Source organism: Serratia sp. OS31 (assembly GCF_014164835.1).
Lineage (GTDB): Bacteria > Pseudomonadota > Gammaproteobacteria > Enterobacterales > Enterobacteriaceae > Serratia > Serratia liquefaciens_A.
In genome coordinates this window covers 302,571-316,075 of the sequence record NZ_JACJFQ010000002.1, presented here as the reverse complement: position 1 = coordinate 316,075, position 13,505 = coordinate 302,571, and the positions used below count along the sequence as shown (strand labels likewise).

At 55.6% G+C, this 13,505-nt stretch carries 15 protein-coding genes; 7 read left to right on the top strand and 8 right to left on the bottom strand.

Annotation, left to right across the window (positions count from 1 at the left end):
• Positions 1–179 precede the first annotated feature (179 nt).
• Together H5P17_RS03845 and H5P17_RS03840 are read right to left on the bottom strand one after the other, a co-directional pair.
• A complete protein-coding gene (locus H5P17_RS03845) occupies positions 180–1,208 on the bottom strand; it encodes an HlyD family secretion protein (protein WP_182821361.1) in 1,029 nt (342 codons plus the stop codon).
• Between the two features lie 2 nt (positions 1,209–1,210).
• Entirely contained in the window at positions 1,211–2,815 is a 1,605-nt protein-coding gene (locus tag H5P17_RS03840) for an MFS transporter (protein ID WP_182821359.1), read from the bottom strand.
• A gap of 160 nt (positions 2,816–2,975) precedes the next feature.
• Between H5P17_RS03840 and H5P17_RS03835 the strand changes: the two genes are divergently transcribed.
• From H5P17_RS03835 to dusC, 4 genes are all read left to right on the top strand, one after another.
• Positions 2,976–3,755 carry an IclR family transcriptional regulator gene (locus H5P17_RS03835; protein ID WP_182821357.1) on the top strand — a complete coding sequence of 260 codons (780 nt, stop codon included), beginning with the start codon at positions 2,976–2,978 and terminating at the stop codon, positions 3,753–3,755.
• A gap of 12 nt (positions 3,756–3,767) precedes the next feature.
• Entirely contained in the window at positions 3,768–4,217 is a 450-nt protein-coding gene (locus tag H5P17_RS03830) for a universal stress protein (protein ID WP_182821355.1), read from the top strand.
• A gap of 25 nt (positions 4,218–4,242) precedes the next feature.
• Entirely contained in the window at positions 4,243–5,202 is a 960-nt protein-coding gene (locus H5P17_RS03825; RefSeq protein ID WP_182821353.1) for a D-2-hydroxyacid dehydrogenase family protein, read from the top strand.
• A gap of 80 nt (positions 5,203–5,282) precedes the next feature.
• Positions 5,283–6,218 (top strand): tRNA dihydrouridine(16) synthase DusC, encoded by a 936-nt coding sequence (gene dusC / locus H5P17_RS03820; protein ID WP_044548992.1) that lies wholly within the window; start codon positions 5,283–5,285, stop codon positions 6,216–6,218.
• A 40-nt stretch (positions 6,219–6,258) separates the two neighbouring features.
• Here dusC and H5P17_RS03815 read toward each other — a convergent pair whose 3' ends face one another.
• The 3 genes from H5P17_RS03815 to H5P17_RS26790 all read right to left on the bottom strand — a co-directional run bounded on the left by H5P17_RS03815 (position 6,259) and on the right by H5P17_RS26790 (position 8,195).
• Entirely contained in the window at positions 6,259–6,525 is a 267-nt protein-coding gene (locus tag H5P17_RS03815) for a hypothetical protein (protein WP_182821351.1), read from the bottom strand.
• 387 nt (positions 6,526–6,912) lie between these two features.
• Positions 6,913–7,674 carry an arylamine N-acetyltransferase gene (locus tag H5P17_RS03810; protein ID WP_182821349.1) on the bottom strand — a complete coding sequence of 254 codons (762 nt, stop codon included), beginning with the start codon at positions 7,672–7,674 and terminating at the stop codon, positions 6,913–6,915.
• 218 nt (positions 7,675–7,892) lie between these two features.
• Complete coding sequence (locus H5P17_RS26790) at positions 7,893–8,195, bottom strand: LysR family transcriptional regulator (RefSeq protein ID WP_269321557.1); 303 nt, start codon at positions 8,193–8,195, stop codon at positions 7,893–7,895.
• Positions 8,196–8,276: 81 nt separating this feature from the next.
• Here H5P17_RS26790 and H5P17_RS03800 point away from each other — a divergent pair, with 81 nt between their 5' ends.
• Complete coding sequence (locus tag H5P17_RS03800; protein WP_255477853.1) at positions 8,277–8,459, top strand: hypothetical protein; 183 nt, start codon at positions 8,277–8,279, stop codon at positions 8,457–8,459.
• Between the two features lie 71 nt (positions 8,460–8,530).
• On the top strand, positions 8,531–9,145 hold the full coding sequence (locus H5P17_RS03795) for an HD domain-containing protein (RefSeq protein WP_182821347.1): 615 nt from the start codon (positions 8,531–8,533) through the stop codon (positions 9,143–9,145).
• Here the strand turns inward: H5P17_RS03795 and H5P17_RS03790 are convergent.
• A complete protein-coding gene (locus H5P17_RS03790) occupies positions 9,106–10,158 on the bottom strand; it encodes an FAD-binding oxidoreductase (protein ID WP_182821345.1) in 1,053 nt (350 codons plus the stop codon). The two genes, H5P17_RS03795 and H5P17_RS03790, sit on opposite strands and share 40 nt — an antisense overlap.
• Positions 10,159–10,302: 144 nt before the next feature.
• Positions 10,303–11,595 (bottom strand): flippase, encoded by a 1,293-nt coding sequence (locus H5P17_RS03785; RefSeq protein ID WP_182821343.1) that lies wholly within the window; start codon positions 11,593–11,595, stop codon positions 10,303–10,305.
• A 154-nt stretch (positions 11,596–11,749) separates the two neighbouring features.
• Between H5P17_RS03785 and H5P17_RS03780 the strand changes: the two genes are divergently transcribed.
• Positions 11,750–12,604 carry an ATP-grasp fold amidoligase family protein gene (locus H5P17_RS03780; RefSeq protein ID WP_182821342.1) on the top strand — a complete coding sequence of 285 codons (855 nt, stop codon included), beginning with the start codon at positions 11,750–11,752 and terminating at the stop codon, positions 12,602–12,604.
• 15 nt (positions 12,605–12,619) lie between these two features.
• Here the strand turns inward: H5P17_RS03780 and H5P17_RS03775 are convergent, their stop codons facing one another.
• Complete coding sequence (locus tag H5P17_RS03775) at positions 12,620–13,501, bottom strand: LysR substrate-binding domain-containing protein (protein ID WP_182821340.1); 882 nt, start codon at positions 13,499–13,501, stop codon at positions 12,620–12,622.
• Positions 13,502–13,505: the final 4 nt, after the last annotated feature.

Here is a 13,505-nt window from a genome sequence, read left to right as displayed (position 1 = left end):
AGTTTGGTGCTACCAGGTCGAAGGGAGCGCAGGTATCCCCGGGAACTGAAATCATTGAAACGAAAATATCCTATAAAAAACAATGCCGGTCACCTTAAGTGACCGGCATTAACCGTTTACGGTGGCTTTTTTTTACGTGAAAATCCAGATGATCGCGTCAAAGCGAGGGGCGAAATCCCTCAGCGCATTTCGAGTTCCGGCACCACCGACATACCGACCCGCAACCGTGCCAGGTCAGCCTGGTTCGGCTCCAGCAGAATTTTCACCGGCAGGCGTTGCACCACTTTGGTGTAGTTGCCGGTCGCGTTATCGGCACTGATGGCGGCAAAGGTAGCGCCGGTGGCAGGCGCTATGCTGTCGACATGACCGCGTAGCGTTACGCCGGGCAGCGCATCTACGCGGATTGATACCGGCTGGCCGGCGGAGACATTGGCCAACTGGGTTTCCAGGAAGTTGGCGACGACATAGCTCTGCTGCAGCGGCACTACCGCCAGCAACCTTGTACCGGCAGAGACCCAGGCCCCTTCGCGCACGGCGCGCTGGCCTACGGTGCCGGCAATGGGCGCGACGATTTGGGTATAGGAAAGATTCAGGCGGGCCTGGTCAACGCTGGCCTGTGAGGCGGCAATGTCAGCTTCGGCCTGTTTTCTGCTGGCCTGCAATACGCCGACTTCTTTGCGTGCAGAGACCACGGCAGCCTGATTTTGCTTCAGCTGTGCCGCGGCGGTTTGCATTGCGGAGGCGGATTTTTGCTGCTCATCTGCGGTAGCGGTACCGGTTTTTAGCAGCCGGCGATAGCGGTCAGCATTCTGCCCTGCGTAATTGAGCGTGGCCTGGCTGGCGCTGACGCCGGCTTCCTGCTGGGCAATATTGGCCTGCTGTTGTTCCAGCTGTGCCTGAATATTGGCCAGCTTGGCCTGGCTAATTTGCAGATTGGCCTCTGCGGTTTCCAACGCGACGCGATAATCCCGGTCGTCGATAGTGGCCAACACTTCGCCGGGTTTAACCTGTTGGTTATCGGTCACGTTGACGCTGCGGATATAGCCGGAAACCTTGGGAGCCACCAGTGTGTAATCGGCTGTCACCACCGCGTCGTCGGTACGAAAATGGTGGCGGTTAAGCGATGAATAAATAAAGAAAGCGATAGCCAACAGGATGACCAGCAGCAGCGCCAGAGTTAAGGTTCGTTTTGCAGGAGTAAAGCTCATGGTTATGATCCTGATGTTTTTGGAACTAAAGGTAAAAGTGTTTGCGGCGGGTAGACGCGCGTCGGCAACCAGACGGTCAGCAGCACCAACAGCAGTGCACAGCAAATGATCAGCAGATAGGCGTCACTGATGCTGAGGATCACCGACTGATGTTTTACCAGCGTCGAAAAATGCCCGAGGTTTTCCGCTGAACTGACCGAGCCGTCCGGCAACAGCGGCATGGCACCGCTGGCCTGTTCTGCATTCTCTGCGGTCATCAGCCAGGGGTGATTGCCTACTCGGTTCACCAACACCTGGGAGTGAAATTTTTCCCGATGACTCATGAAATTTTCGACCAGACTGCCCGCCGCCACGCTTGAAAAACCGCGCACTGTGTTAAACATCGCCGAAGCGAAGGGGCCTTCCGGTGCCAGCACCGTGCTGGTGGAGGTCAGCAGAACCGATAAAATCATCATCGGTTGGCCAAATGCCTGCATGATTTGCAGCAACCAGAAATTTTGCCGTGCCCAATCGTCGGTTAACTGCATACCAAGCAGACAAGAACCCATGATCAGTGCGGCACCGGCGGTCAGCATCCAACGGCTATCAATCCACCGCAGATTCAGCAGGGCGGCGATAAACGGCGCTATCAGCAACTGCGGCAAGCCGATGGCCAGCGCCAGCGGCGCAAATTGAGCGGTGCGGAACCCGCCCACCTGCGAGAAGTAGAAAGATGGCAATAACGAGCCGGAAAGCGCCAATACCAGCACGCCTGCCAGCGTCAGCAAGCTGTAAGAAAGGTTGATTCGCTGCAGCATTTGCAGTTTGAACAAGGGTAACGGATGAAACCACTCGTTAATCAAAAACGTCACCAGCAGTGCGACAGAGACCGGCAGCATCAGGCAGATCAGCGGTGAATTAAACCAATCGAGTCGCTCTCCCTGAGTCAACGACAAAATCAACAGCGCAATACCACTGCACCCGGTCAGCATGCCGAACAGATCCATCTGGCGTAAACGTTCCAGACGCAATGGATCCTGCGGTAATCCCCAGCCTATCAGCAGCATGGCGACGAAACACGGTGGGATAGCCTGCCAGAAGACAAACTGCCAGCCCAGGTTGTCCGTCCACAGTGCCGCCAACGGCGCCGCCACGTTGGGGCCAAAGGTGGCGGTGAGCGCGTAGGCGGCCAAGCCGTAAAGTTTGATGCCCGGCGGCAAGAAACGCAGCGCGACCGTCATCAGCAGCGGCGGCAGGGCACCGCCAAACAGGCCTTGAACGATTCGTAGCGCAATAAACAGCGTGGGGTCAGAGATCAAGGGCTGGAGTACGCCGACCGCAGCGAATCCGCTGACCATCACCAGAGCAAAACATCGCAGTGAGAAAGTCACCGCAAACCAGGGGGCAACCATCATGGCGGCCACCTCTGCCGCCTGGTAGGACGAGGTGATCCAACTGCCTTGGTCATAACCGATGCCGATGGCTGCGCGAATATCTGCCAGCGCCAGATCGCTTACCCGATCGTTCAACCCTGAGGTCAGGGCAGCAATCAGCACCCCTACCAGGCCTAAGGCCAGGCGCAAGGTAAAAGGGTGCGGTGCGATGGCAGGCGCAGGCTGAACATTCATAGCGTGACTCCGGAAACGAAACTAACGATTCACTGTATTGCATGATGGTACAATGTGATGCATGCTACATTGTGGTTCGCTGTATTGCAATGCGGTACATCGTGCCTGAGGGTATGAAAAAATGTTACAGTGTGGGCAAAAAGTCAGGGAGAGAACCTCAATGTCTGAACCTACAACCTGTTGTGATGACGAAAAGACCGGTGGTATTCAGGTCATCACTCGCGCGGCGAAGATCCTCGATGCGTTGGGTGAAAAACCGAACGGCATGAGCCTGGGAGAAATCGCTGCGGTGGTCGATCTGCCGCGTTCTACCGTGCAGCGCATTGTCAATGCGTTGGATTCTGTGCAACTGGTGCGAGGAGGCGCTGGCGGCGTGCGCCTGGGGCCGTCGTTATTGCGACTGATTGCCAGCGTACATACAGAAATGGTGGCGATTGCCACCCCCTGGCTGCAGGCATTGAGCGACGCCACCGGCGAGACGGTTTCTCTGGGGCGAGCCAGCGGTTTACAGTTGGCAGTCGTGCACTACATTGTGGCGGATCGGGAACTGCGCGTAGTGCCGCGCATCGGCATGAATCTGCCACTGTACAGCACCTCCGGCGGGCGCGCGTTGCTGGCGCTGAACAGTGATGATGCGGCGCGGGATTTGCTGGGTGAAGCCTATAAGGCGGTGACTGACCTGACCGTACGTGATTTTCCGGGATTGATGGAACGCCTGGCCGAAATACGCCGCACCGGCCTGTCCTACGACAGGGAAGAAACGCTGGAAGGCATATCCACCATGGCGGTGGCTATCGACACCATTCTCGGGCGTTTCTCCATCAGCCTGTTAGTGCCCAGCAGCCGCTTAATCAAGAACGAAGCTCGCTATCGCGAGGAGATCCTCAAGTGTAAAGAAGCGCTGATCGATGAGATTGGCAAAGGCGCATCGCGAGATTAACGGGAGAAGATAATGAAGACGCTGTTGGTCGCGGTTGATAACTCCGCCACCGCTCGCAAAGTTATTTCACTGGCGGTAGAACAGGGGTTGGCCCAACGGGCGGCGGTAGTGGTGCTATGCTGTGTGGATCTCAGCTATTCCACGACGGGCGCTTATGACATTACCGTCGGTGAAGACCCGGCGGATTTTAGCTGCGCGCAGGATGAGGAAAGCGCAGCGGCGGCCGTAGTGCGCCAGGCGCTGAGCGAAATGAAGGATGCCGGCGTCAGCGCGCGGGGGCGGGTGGTGGCCGGGGAGCCGGCGGAAACCATCGTGGCTCAGGCTAAGGAGCTGAATGCCGCCATGATCATTATGGGCCGCAGGCATCTTTCCCCCTTTAACCGTTTGTTGAGAGGCTCACACAGCGCTTTGGTGATTGAAAACGCCGACTGCCCGGTGCTGATCGACGTACGCGCTGATTGACCGCCTCTGCTTTTCGGAGTCGAAGATGAAACTGAAGTGTGCAATTCTGGATGATTATCAGCAGGTGGCGCTTGGCATGGCGGACTGGTCGGTTATTGCCGATCGGGTCGAGGTATCTGCCATGAGCCAGCATTTTACCGACGAAGCGGAGTTGGCCGTGCACCTGCAGGATTGCGACATTCTGGTGATCATGCGTGAGCGTACGCCAATCACGGCGTCGCTGTTGGTGCGTTTGCCTAAGTTGAAGCTGGTGATCACCTCGGGTATGCGCAATGCCTCTGTCGATCTGGCTGCGGCAACGCAACGTGGCGTTGTGGTCTGCGGCACCGCCAGCGGGTCGGCGGCGCCGATGGAACTGACCTGGGCGCTGCTGCTTGGGCTGGCGAAGCATATCGTGCCGGAAAACGCCGGGCTGCGTAATAACGGCCCCTGGCAGCAGACGCTGGGCGTGACGCTGCAGGGAAAAACCCTGGGGCTGTTGGGCCTGGGCAAGATTGGCAGCCAGATGGCGGTGGTAGCTCAGGCATTTGGCATGCGTGTGGTGGCCTGGAGCCAAAATCTGACGGCGGAAAAAGCCGCGCAGCAGGGGGTGATTCTGGCGGAGTCTAAACAGGCGCTGTTTGAACAAAGCGACTTTGTTTCCATTCATCTGGTGCTGAGTGAGCGCAGCCGTGGGCTGGTCGGGCAGCAGGAACTGCAGGCGATGAAAAATAGCGCTTACCTGATCAACACCTCACGTGCAGCCATTGTTGACCGCAGCGCGTTGATTGACGCTTTGCAGAACCAGCGGATTGCCGGGGCCGGGCTGGATGTGTTCGAAGTCGAGCCTCTGCCGCTCGACGATATCTTCCGCCGTTTGCCCAACGTGCTGGCGACGCCGCATCTGGGCTACGTGGCGGATGATAACTACGGCATTTATTTCCGCGAAGCGATCGAAGACATCGTGGCGTTTCTCGCCGATGAACCGATACGCCGTCTGAATTAGGCGGCTTTTCTTCCCCTGGATGCTTGTCTGATGCGGGTGTTCGCCCGTATCATTGCGCGTCATTTTTAGCAGGGGTAATCATGCGCGTATTATTGGCTCCGATGGAGGGCGTTCTCGATTCTTTGGTGCGTGAGTTACTCACCGAAGTGAACGACTACGACCTGTGCATCACCGAATTCCTGCGCGTGGTCGATCAGCTGTTACCCGCCAAGTCTTTCTATCGTCTGTGCCCCGAACTGCATCATGCCAGCCGCACGCCGTCCGGTACCTTGGTGCGTATCCAATTGCTGGGCCAGTATCCGCAGTGGCTGGCGGAAAACGCCGCCCGTGCGGTTGAACTCGGGTCCTATGGCGTCGATCTCAACTGTGGCTGCCCGTCCAAACTGGTCAACGGCAGCGGCGGTGGTGCGACGCTGCTGAAAGATCCGGAGCTGATTTATCAGGGGGCCAAAGCGATGCGTGCGGCGGTGCCGGATCATCTGCCGGTCACGGTAAAAGTTCGGTTAGGTTGGGACAGCGACAGCCGCAGTTTCGAAATTGCCGATGCGGTCCAGCAGGCGGGCGCCACCGAACTGGCGGTGCATGGCCGCACCAAAGAGGACGGCTACAAGGCGGAACGCATCAACTGGGCGGCGATTGGCGAGATCCGCCAACGCCTGAGCATACCGGTGATCGCCAACGGCGAAATCTGGGACTGGCAAAGTGCGCAAGATTGCCTGCAAACCACCGGCTGTGACGCGGTGATGCTGGGGCGCGGTGCGCTTAACGTGCCGAACCTGAGTCGGGTGGTGAAGTATAACGAACCGCGCATGCCCTGGCCGCAGGTGGTACAACTGCTGCAAAAATACGTTCATCTGGAAAAGCAGGGCGATACCGGCCTTTATCACGTGGCGCGTATCAAACAGTGGCTGGGTTATTTGCGTAAAGAATATGACGAGGCGACCGAGCTGTTCGGCGAAGTGCGCACTTTGAATAATTCAAAAGATATCGCCCGGGTAATTTGCCGCTCGGAATAATAAAAACCCGCCTAAAGCGGGTTAACGTAAATTCGTATTATCAGGTCTCGCTGTCGAGACGATTTATTTCTATCTCGATATCCTGAATGGTTGTTTCCAACCCTTCAAGGCAGGCGCCCTGTTTATTCAACAAGTCACCAATGGCCCCGGCGAATTCCTTATGTTTATATTCGCCCTGATCGAAAGCCAGCCATTGCGCAGACAGCGTCTCGGTATTGGATTGTGCATAGTGTCTCATTTCCTTCAGCTGAGAAACCACATCACGTAAATTATCAATCTGCGTTTTGCTGTTTTCATTGTCACTCATGCATAGCTCCTTGGGGTACGTCGTTTAAATAATTGCGACTGCCAGATAAAGACTACCCTATCTGGCGCAATATATCAGTGCCATGCGCTATCATGGATGTTTTTTGTGGGATATATATCGTTAAAATCGCTTTATAAACAAAATAATATGCCAATTGTAAAATTTTATAAATTGCTATTATTAAGTCGGTTTCATGGGCGTGAATTAAATTGTCAATAGTCTGTTTCTTATACTTGGCTGGTGACGGAAGGATGTAAATATTTAATTGGTGCGGAGATAAAAAATAGGGGAAATATTCCCCTGTTGAAAGTGGCGTTATTTCCCTGCCGGCGGCTTAGCCCTTCTTATACTGCCGCTATCGGGCCAGAGCATAGCTAATCCAGAGTGTCAGTTGTCCAGATCGATAGCAAAGTAGCGCATCAGCGCTTCGCGGCGTTCTTGTTCCGAATGCAGCGTTGACTCCCGGCGGTGGTGATCTTCGGTGATAATCAGCTTGTTTTCGCTGATCGTCACGCGGCCATTTTCTGTAGCGTGGGAGCACACCAGCTTTTGGGTGAAGTGTGACTGCGGCGAGGTGCTGTGGTATTCGCACATGTCGGCAAACTCGCTGAGCTCGCGTTTTTGCAGCGTAAAACGGTACAGGGTTTTGGCATGCGAACGGTTGTCGCCATTGCGGCGTTCCAGATAGTAGATGTCGCCTTCCTGTTCCAGATGGAAAGTGCCGGTGGTTTGCGGCTGTTGTTCGGTGGTGGTTATCTTTAAGGGCGTCAGGAAGGAATCACCAAACCCCACGTCTACCAGATACGGTTGATCCAGCTCTACCATCAGCGCCATGTGATCAAAGGGTGCGCCAAAGCTGCCGTCGCGGGCGCGGATCTCGCCGGAAATAAAATGCACCTTGAAACCGATGTCTTTCAGCAGCAGGGCGAACAGCCGGTTCAGCTCATAGCAAAAACCGCCGCGGTTGCGTTCGACAATTTTATTGAATAGCGCCTGTTCTTCCAGATGAATGCCCTGATGGTAAATAATGCTCAGGTTCTCAAAGGGAACCCTCAGCATATGGCCACGGTGTAATTGTTGCAGCGTCAGGAGGTCTGGTTGGGGGATGCCTGCGAATCCAATATGTTGCAGGTAGCGTTGTCTATCCACGGTTTGTCTCGCAGCAAAAAATTTGATTATAAAATAGAGGGATTTTTCGCCCCTGTGGGAGCAATAAGTGCTGTGTCAGAACGCCGCTGGTTTATCGGCCGCCTGCAGCAGACGGCTGTTGGCATCCAGGCCCAGCGCAACATCGGGATCGGCACGGCGCAGTGCCGGCAAGCTTGTGGCCAACCAATGAGTGGCGATCCCCAGGGGACAAGTCAGTTTTAGCCTTTGCTGTTGTCCGGCCGGGCGCGATCGCTGGCTTTTTGCAGCAGCGTCAATGCGCGGGTAACGTCGGTCGCCAGCCGTTTTCCCGTCTCGTTGAGGGTTACCGCATTGCCCTTGCGGTGAAACAGCTCCACGCCCAATTCGTTCTCCAGGTGACGTATCTGACGGCTGACGGCCCCCAGCGTCACGTTCAACGCTTCCGCGGCTTCGGTAAAACTGGCGCAGCGCGCTGCGACCTCGAAGGTATGCAAGGCTTTCAGCGACGGCAGGCGAGGTTGAGCGTTCAGCTTGAGTTTCATTCAACCATATTGCCAATCTATCGATGTTCCACAAGTGAAATTTTGCTTACTTTTGAGACGAAAATCTGACGGGAGCATCGAGTGGATATCGTGATGGGGCTGACCGCCGCGCTGTGCTGGGGCGGAACGGATTTTTTAACTGACATCAACGCCTGCCCGGTGCTGGTGCGCAGGGTGGTATTTTTTTCACAGGCGATCGGGTTGGTGATTTTCAGCGCATTGCCGTTGGCGAAGGTGGTGGCGCTGTGTTTAAAATCGGCATAACTCATAACCAAACGAACTCTTTACCTCGGCCGAGAGTCGTTAAAATGAGGCCATTCAGATAAGGAATCTCTATGGACTTAATGCAAAAGGCCCGGCGGTTTGCCACTGAGGCCCATCAGTCATGCAATCAGACACGCAAGTTTACCGGTGAACCTTATATCATCCATCCGGCTGCAGTGGTGGCTCTGCTGCAGCAGGCGGATCCTACGCCGGAAATGATCGCGGCCGCTTGGCTGCACGACACGGTGGAAGATACCCCGGTGACGCTGGCAGAAATTCGCCGCGAGTTCGGCCCGACGGTCGAGGGTTATGTGGAGATGTTGACGGATGTGCAAACCCGCAGCTACGGTGGTGAGCGCATACACCGCAAAAACGCCAATCTTCGCCACAGTGCGTTGGCCTGCCCACAGGCGCAGACCATCAAACTGTGTGACTTGATCGACAACAGCAAAAACATTGCCGATTACGACATCTCATTTGCCCGGCAGTATCTGGTGGAAATGGCGCGCCTGCTGTGTGTACTGGAGGAGGGCGATGCCGGCTTGCTGGCAATGGCCAGCCGTCAGTGTGACGCCGCCGTGGCGTTGATTAACCGGCTCGGCGACGATGAGGGCTGGTTCAGCGACCTATGGCGGCAATACGAGGATCATTTTAGTTTGGGATTGCTGAAGCGAGCGGGTCGATAACTCGCGGGGATTTCGCTGCTGTTCCCACCGATCAGCTCTTCACTGACCATCCTTCCCACCGTGGCGGCACAGGTGACCGCCGGGTGCATCACGGCCACATAAAGCCCAGTAACCTCACTGATAAACCCCATGACGGGGCATTTGTCCTCGGGGACGGGCCGTTGTCCCACCGATTGGCAGAGCAGGCGTGCGGATCCCGTTCCTTTCAGTCGGCGGGTGATTGCCGTCAGGGCGTCGGAAGCTATCTCGTCAATGCCGCCCGTTGCCGGGTAATCTTCGGCGGCCAGAATATCGCCGTTGCGGGCATGGCGAACCTCCATATCATCCCCTGACAGCAGAGTGTTGATGGCGCGATCCGGAGTGCCATAGCGCAACAGAATTGCCGGCGAGGCCGAAACGGGAAGCGAGATTGCCATGGCGCTTAGCAAGGGAGAAATACCCGTCCCGCAGGCCAGCACGACACAGTCCGCGTTGAATGTACCCTGCGGGGTTTCAACGCCGGTAATGGCGTTGCCTTCACGGGTGAATCCAAGGACTGGCGTCTGAGTTTTTAATACGGCTCCGAGGCTGCAGGCTTTCTCCAGCAGAACGCAGGTGGCATCGATAGGGTCAACGGCACCGTCCTGCTTTGCGAAGTATGCTCGTGGAGGCGGGGTATTCAGCGCCGGTTCGAGCCGGGCGATATCGGCTTGTTCAAGCATTTTTTCCTTGGCCTGACTTGCCAATGTGTCAGAGTCGTAACTCAGCGCACCGGCCCAATGCAGCCAAAGTTCCGGGACTTCTTTTTCCAGCCGGTGCCAGTCGGCCACGGATGCGCGGCGGAGCAGCACGTCTGGCGCATCCTCGCTCACCGTGCTGTGGATCCAGCCAAAAGAGCTGCCGGTGGCGCCTGAAGCCGGGTGGTTTTGATCAAGCACGGTAACCTTCACCCCGCGGTTGGCCAGGTGATAAGCGATTGACGCGCCAACAATGCCTGCGCCCACAATAATAATATGCCTGTCAGGGAGACCCATATCGACTTTCTTCCTCGCATGTACCGGGCGCAAACTATCCCATAAATTGACCCTGTCAGGCAGATAAATGTGCGGCTGGATTGTCGAGCTGATGACGCCCCTCACAGGAGCGCCTTGGCAGTGGGCCGAGGCCTTACCCCCTATTCAACCGGCGTGCTGGGGGCGTCTGAGGTAGGTCCAGGGGTTCAGAGAACGCAGGTGCATTTGCAATACCGCGCCACGGCGGAAGAAGTAGTTAAGCAGGGTCAGTGACAACAGCTCGGTCAGCAGGGTGCTGTAAGCGGCGCCCATCATGCCGTACTGGCGGATCAGACAGTACGACAGCGGGATGTTGATGATAAACACCAGGAACATTTTCTTCGACAGGAAGCCATAGCCGGAGAACAGCACAATGTATTTGTAGGCTACGGTGCCCAACGCGGAAAGCAGAGTAGAAATCGCCAAGATGCCCATTGCCGGATAAGCCGCTAAATATTGCTCCCCGTACAGCAACACGATGACCGGTTTGCCGAGCAAAACGATACCGGCCACGATGGCGGCGGCGATGACCAGCACCAGCCCATTCAGTTTGGCGGCGGTGCGCATTGCGTCATCGCGATGGTAGGCGAAGATTTTGGCGAAAAACGAAGTGATCACCGCGTCGGTAACAAACATCCAGGCGGTCGCCAGGGTGATGGCAACCGAGTAAATGCCCAGCGCTTGCGCCGAGACGAACCACATCAGGAACAGCTGCGCCAGCCGGGTGTAGATGGCGATCGAAACATTGGAAACCGCCAGTGGCAGGCCGCTGGCGAGCAAATAGCGCACATATTTACGCCGCACGCGCTTGGGGGCGACAAAACGCGGATAACGACGGTGGTAGATATGGTGGCGGATCAGGTAAGGGATCAAGTAAACCATCACGATTGGGATCGCCAGGAAATACAGGTGCAGATCGAGATAAACAATCAGATAACGCACCAGCAGAGCGCTGCCCAAGCCGGCGACGTTGGCCAGCGTATTGAAGCGTGATTCCAGCCGGGCGTCGTGATAAATGGTGAACACGTCTCTGAGCGAGAAGAAGCTGGCGATAAAGGTGGCAGCGCAAAAATAAAAGGTAATGAAATCTTCACGCAGCCCGGTGTAAATCAGTATTGCCGCAGAGAGCAGCACAAAGCAGCCTTGTCGCAGCCGGTTGGTGGAAAACATGAGGGCGGTTCCCGAGCCTGGGTTGCGGCTGATCCGCTTGAACAGTACGGTGTCGGAGCCCAGCAGCGCCAGGGTTTGGGTAATGGCGAAAATAGCGGTAGCGAAGGTGATCTTGCCAAAGCTTTCCGGGCCGATATATTTCGCCATATAGGCGGTAATGAAAATGACCCCCAGAATAGACACCATCTTTTCGGAAATCATCCAAAAAGCATTTCTCACAATATTGATATCTATGAATTTTAATTTCATTGGTACTTTCCCTGTAGCCTCTAATAATAGGAATCGTCCGATTATTCCCTTACCCACTGTAAGGGATGCCCCGCAGGGTTTTATAATTGAGCTGCAATAATCGGAATGTGAGAAGCATTCCTGCGTATGCTATGTTCATGGAAGAAAGAGAAGAATGAGAAAACTCGCAAAACGACTCTATCGGGCCGCGCCCGATTTTATCTATTACCAAGTCAGCCATTATCTCGCCCACGGCTCTTGGGTCAGCTTCAATAACCCGAAAACATTTTCAGAGAAGATTTATCAGCGCATGCGCTACCCGCATAATGATTTCAGTATGTTAGCGGATAAGATGGCGGTCAGAGAGTATATTTCCCAGCGGGTTTCAGATAAGTACCTAACGCCAATTATCATGATCACCGATAACTTTACCGAACAGGACTATCTGGCCTTGCCACAATCATTTGTTATCAAAACAAATAATGCATCGCAGCAGGTGAAAATAGTCAAGGATAAAGGCAAGGTTGCCTATCATGATATTGCGAAGATTCTTAGTGAGTGGTCTGAAATAACCTATTGGAAAAGATTTCGAGAAAAACACTACGCTAATATTCCGCAGAAAATTATCGTTGAGGAGCTACTGGATATTGAATGTGACGGTGAGCTGATTGATTACAAGGTGCATGTCTTTAACGGCAAACAGTCTTATTTGTTCGTGGAGCTGTTGCGTGGCGGGCCTGAGCCGACTTCACTGGAGTTTTTGGATCAGCACGCGCACCACTGCTTTTTCACTCAAGCGGACATTCCACAGATCAATACGCTGAACGAGAAACCGGCGTTTTGGGATGAAATGATCCAGGTCGCGAAAGCAGTCTCGGCGGATCTGGATTATTGCCGCGTCGATTTTTATCTCACTCGCGATAAAATCTACATTGGTGAACTGACGCTCACACCCGGCGCAGGCAACGAAGTTTATCTGCCGCGTGCGACGAATCTGCTGCTGGGCGAGATGATGTCCAAAACCTGGTAAACATTGCGACGGCGCTTACCGCGCGCTGTCCGCCGGCGCGATGCTTTGCAACCACGCCAGAAACTCGGCGGTTTTGGGTTTGTCCAGCGTGCGTTGCGGGTAAACCACATAGTAGGGCTTGCTCAGCGGTAGCGTCGGTTCGGCCAGCGGCACCAGGGTTCCCTGAGCCAGTTCACGCTGGATAAGCTGCTGCTGGCCGAGCAAAACGCCGTGGCCCTCAACCGCGGCGTCAATCGCCAGCGAAGTCAGATTATAAGTCAGGCCGCGCCGCTGCGGCGGCGGCAATCCGGCAGCGCTGAACCACTCATGCCAGCCCGGCAGAAACTGGCTCTCCTTCCCCCAATCCACCTGAATCAGCGGCTGTTGAGTCCAGTCGCCGATCCTCTGTAACTGCGGGCTGCAAACCGGCTGCACGCTATCCTGAAACAGCCGCACCTTTTCCAACAATGGGTAGTCCTGATCGCCAAAGCACAGGGCAAAATCCGCCGTTGATCCGGCGAAATCGACCTCGGCGTGAGTGGCGTGCAGGCGAATATCCGTCTGCGGATGCTGGTTCAGCCACTTGCCGATGGCCGGGTTCAGCCATTTTGACGCCAGGGCCGGCAAGGCAAAAATCGTCAATGCCTCTTGGCCCCGTTGGCGATCGACATGCTGCTGCGCCACGCGCAGCGTTTCAAAGGCCTGCTGCACGTAAGCCAGATAGTCCGCCCCCTGTTCGGTCAGCGTAACGCCGCTCTTGGCGCGAATGAACAGCATAATGCCCAGATGCTGCTCGAGCTGGCGGATCTGCTGGCTGACGGCGGCAGCGGTCAGCGCCAGGCTGCCGGTACGGGCGGCGGTTTCAAACGCCAGAATGGCGCTCAGTTTGGGCAGGCGGCTGCGGGAAGGTGCGTTCATGGCG

What these genes read in the sequence shown, in the direction of transcription:
- H5P17_RS03845 (WP_182821361.1), bottom strand. Translation starts at nt 1,208, where the DNA reads ATGAGCTTTACTCCTGCAAAACGAACCTTAACTCTGGCGCTGCTGCTG.
- H5P17_RS03840 (WP_182821359.1), bottom strand. Translation starts at nt 2,815, where the DNA reads ATGAATGTTCAGCCTGCGCCTGCCATCGCACCGCACCCTTTTACCTTG.
- H5P17_RS03835 (WP_182821357.1), top strand. Translation starts at nt 2,976, where the DNA reads ATGTCTGAACCTACAACCTGTTGTGATGACGAAAAGACCGGTGGTATT.
- H5P17_RS03830 (WP_182821355.1), top strand. Translation starts at nt 3,768, where the DNA reads ATGAAGACGCTGTTGGTCGCGGTTGATAACTCCGCCACCGCTCGCAAA.
- H5P17_RS03825 (WP_182821353.1), top strand. Translation starts at nt 4,243, where the DNA reads ATGAAACTGAAGTGTGCAATTCTGGATGATTATCAGCAGGTGGCGCTT.
- dusC (WP_044548992.1), top strand. Translation starts at nt 5,283, where the DNA reads ATGCGCGTATTATTGGCTCCGATGGAGGGCGTTCTCGATTCTTTGGTG.
- H5P17_RS03815 (WP_182821351.1), bottom strand. Translation starts at nt 6,525, where the DNA reads ATGAGTGACAATGAAAACAGCAAAACGCAGATTGATAATTTACGTGAT.
- H5P17_RS26790 (WP_269321557.1), bottom strand. Translation starts at nt 8,195, where the DNA reads ATGAAACTCAAGCTGAACGCTCAACCTCGCCTGCCGTCGCTGAAAGCC.
- H5P17_RS03795 (WP_182821347.1), top strand. Translation starts at nt 8,531, where the DNA reads ATGGACTTAATGCAAAAGGCCCGGCGGTTTGCCACTGAGGCCCATCAG.
- H5P17_RS03790 (WP_182821345.1), bottom strand. Translation starts at nt 10,158, where the DNA reads ATGGGTCTCCCTGACAGGCATATTATTATTGTGGGCGCAGGCATTGTT.
- H5P17_RS03785 (WP_182821343.1), bottom strand. Translation starts at nt 11,595, where the DNA reads ATGAAATTAAAATTCATAGATATCAATATTGTGAGAAATGCTTTTTGG.
- H5P17_RS03780 (WP_182821342.1), top strand. Translation starts at nt 11,750, where the DNA reads ATGAGAAAACTCGCAAAACGACTCTATCGGGCCGCGCCCGATTTTATC.
- H5P17_RS03775 (WP_182821340.1), bottom strand. Translation starts at nt 13,501, where the DNA reads ATGAACGCACCTTCCCGCAGCCGCCTGCCCAAACTGAGCGCCATTCTG.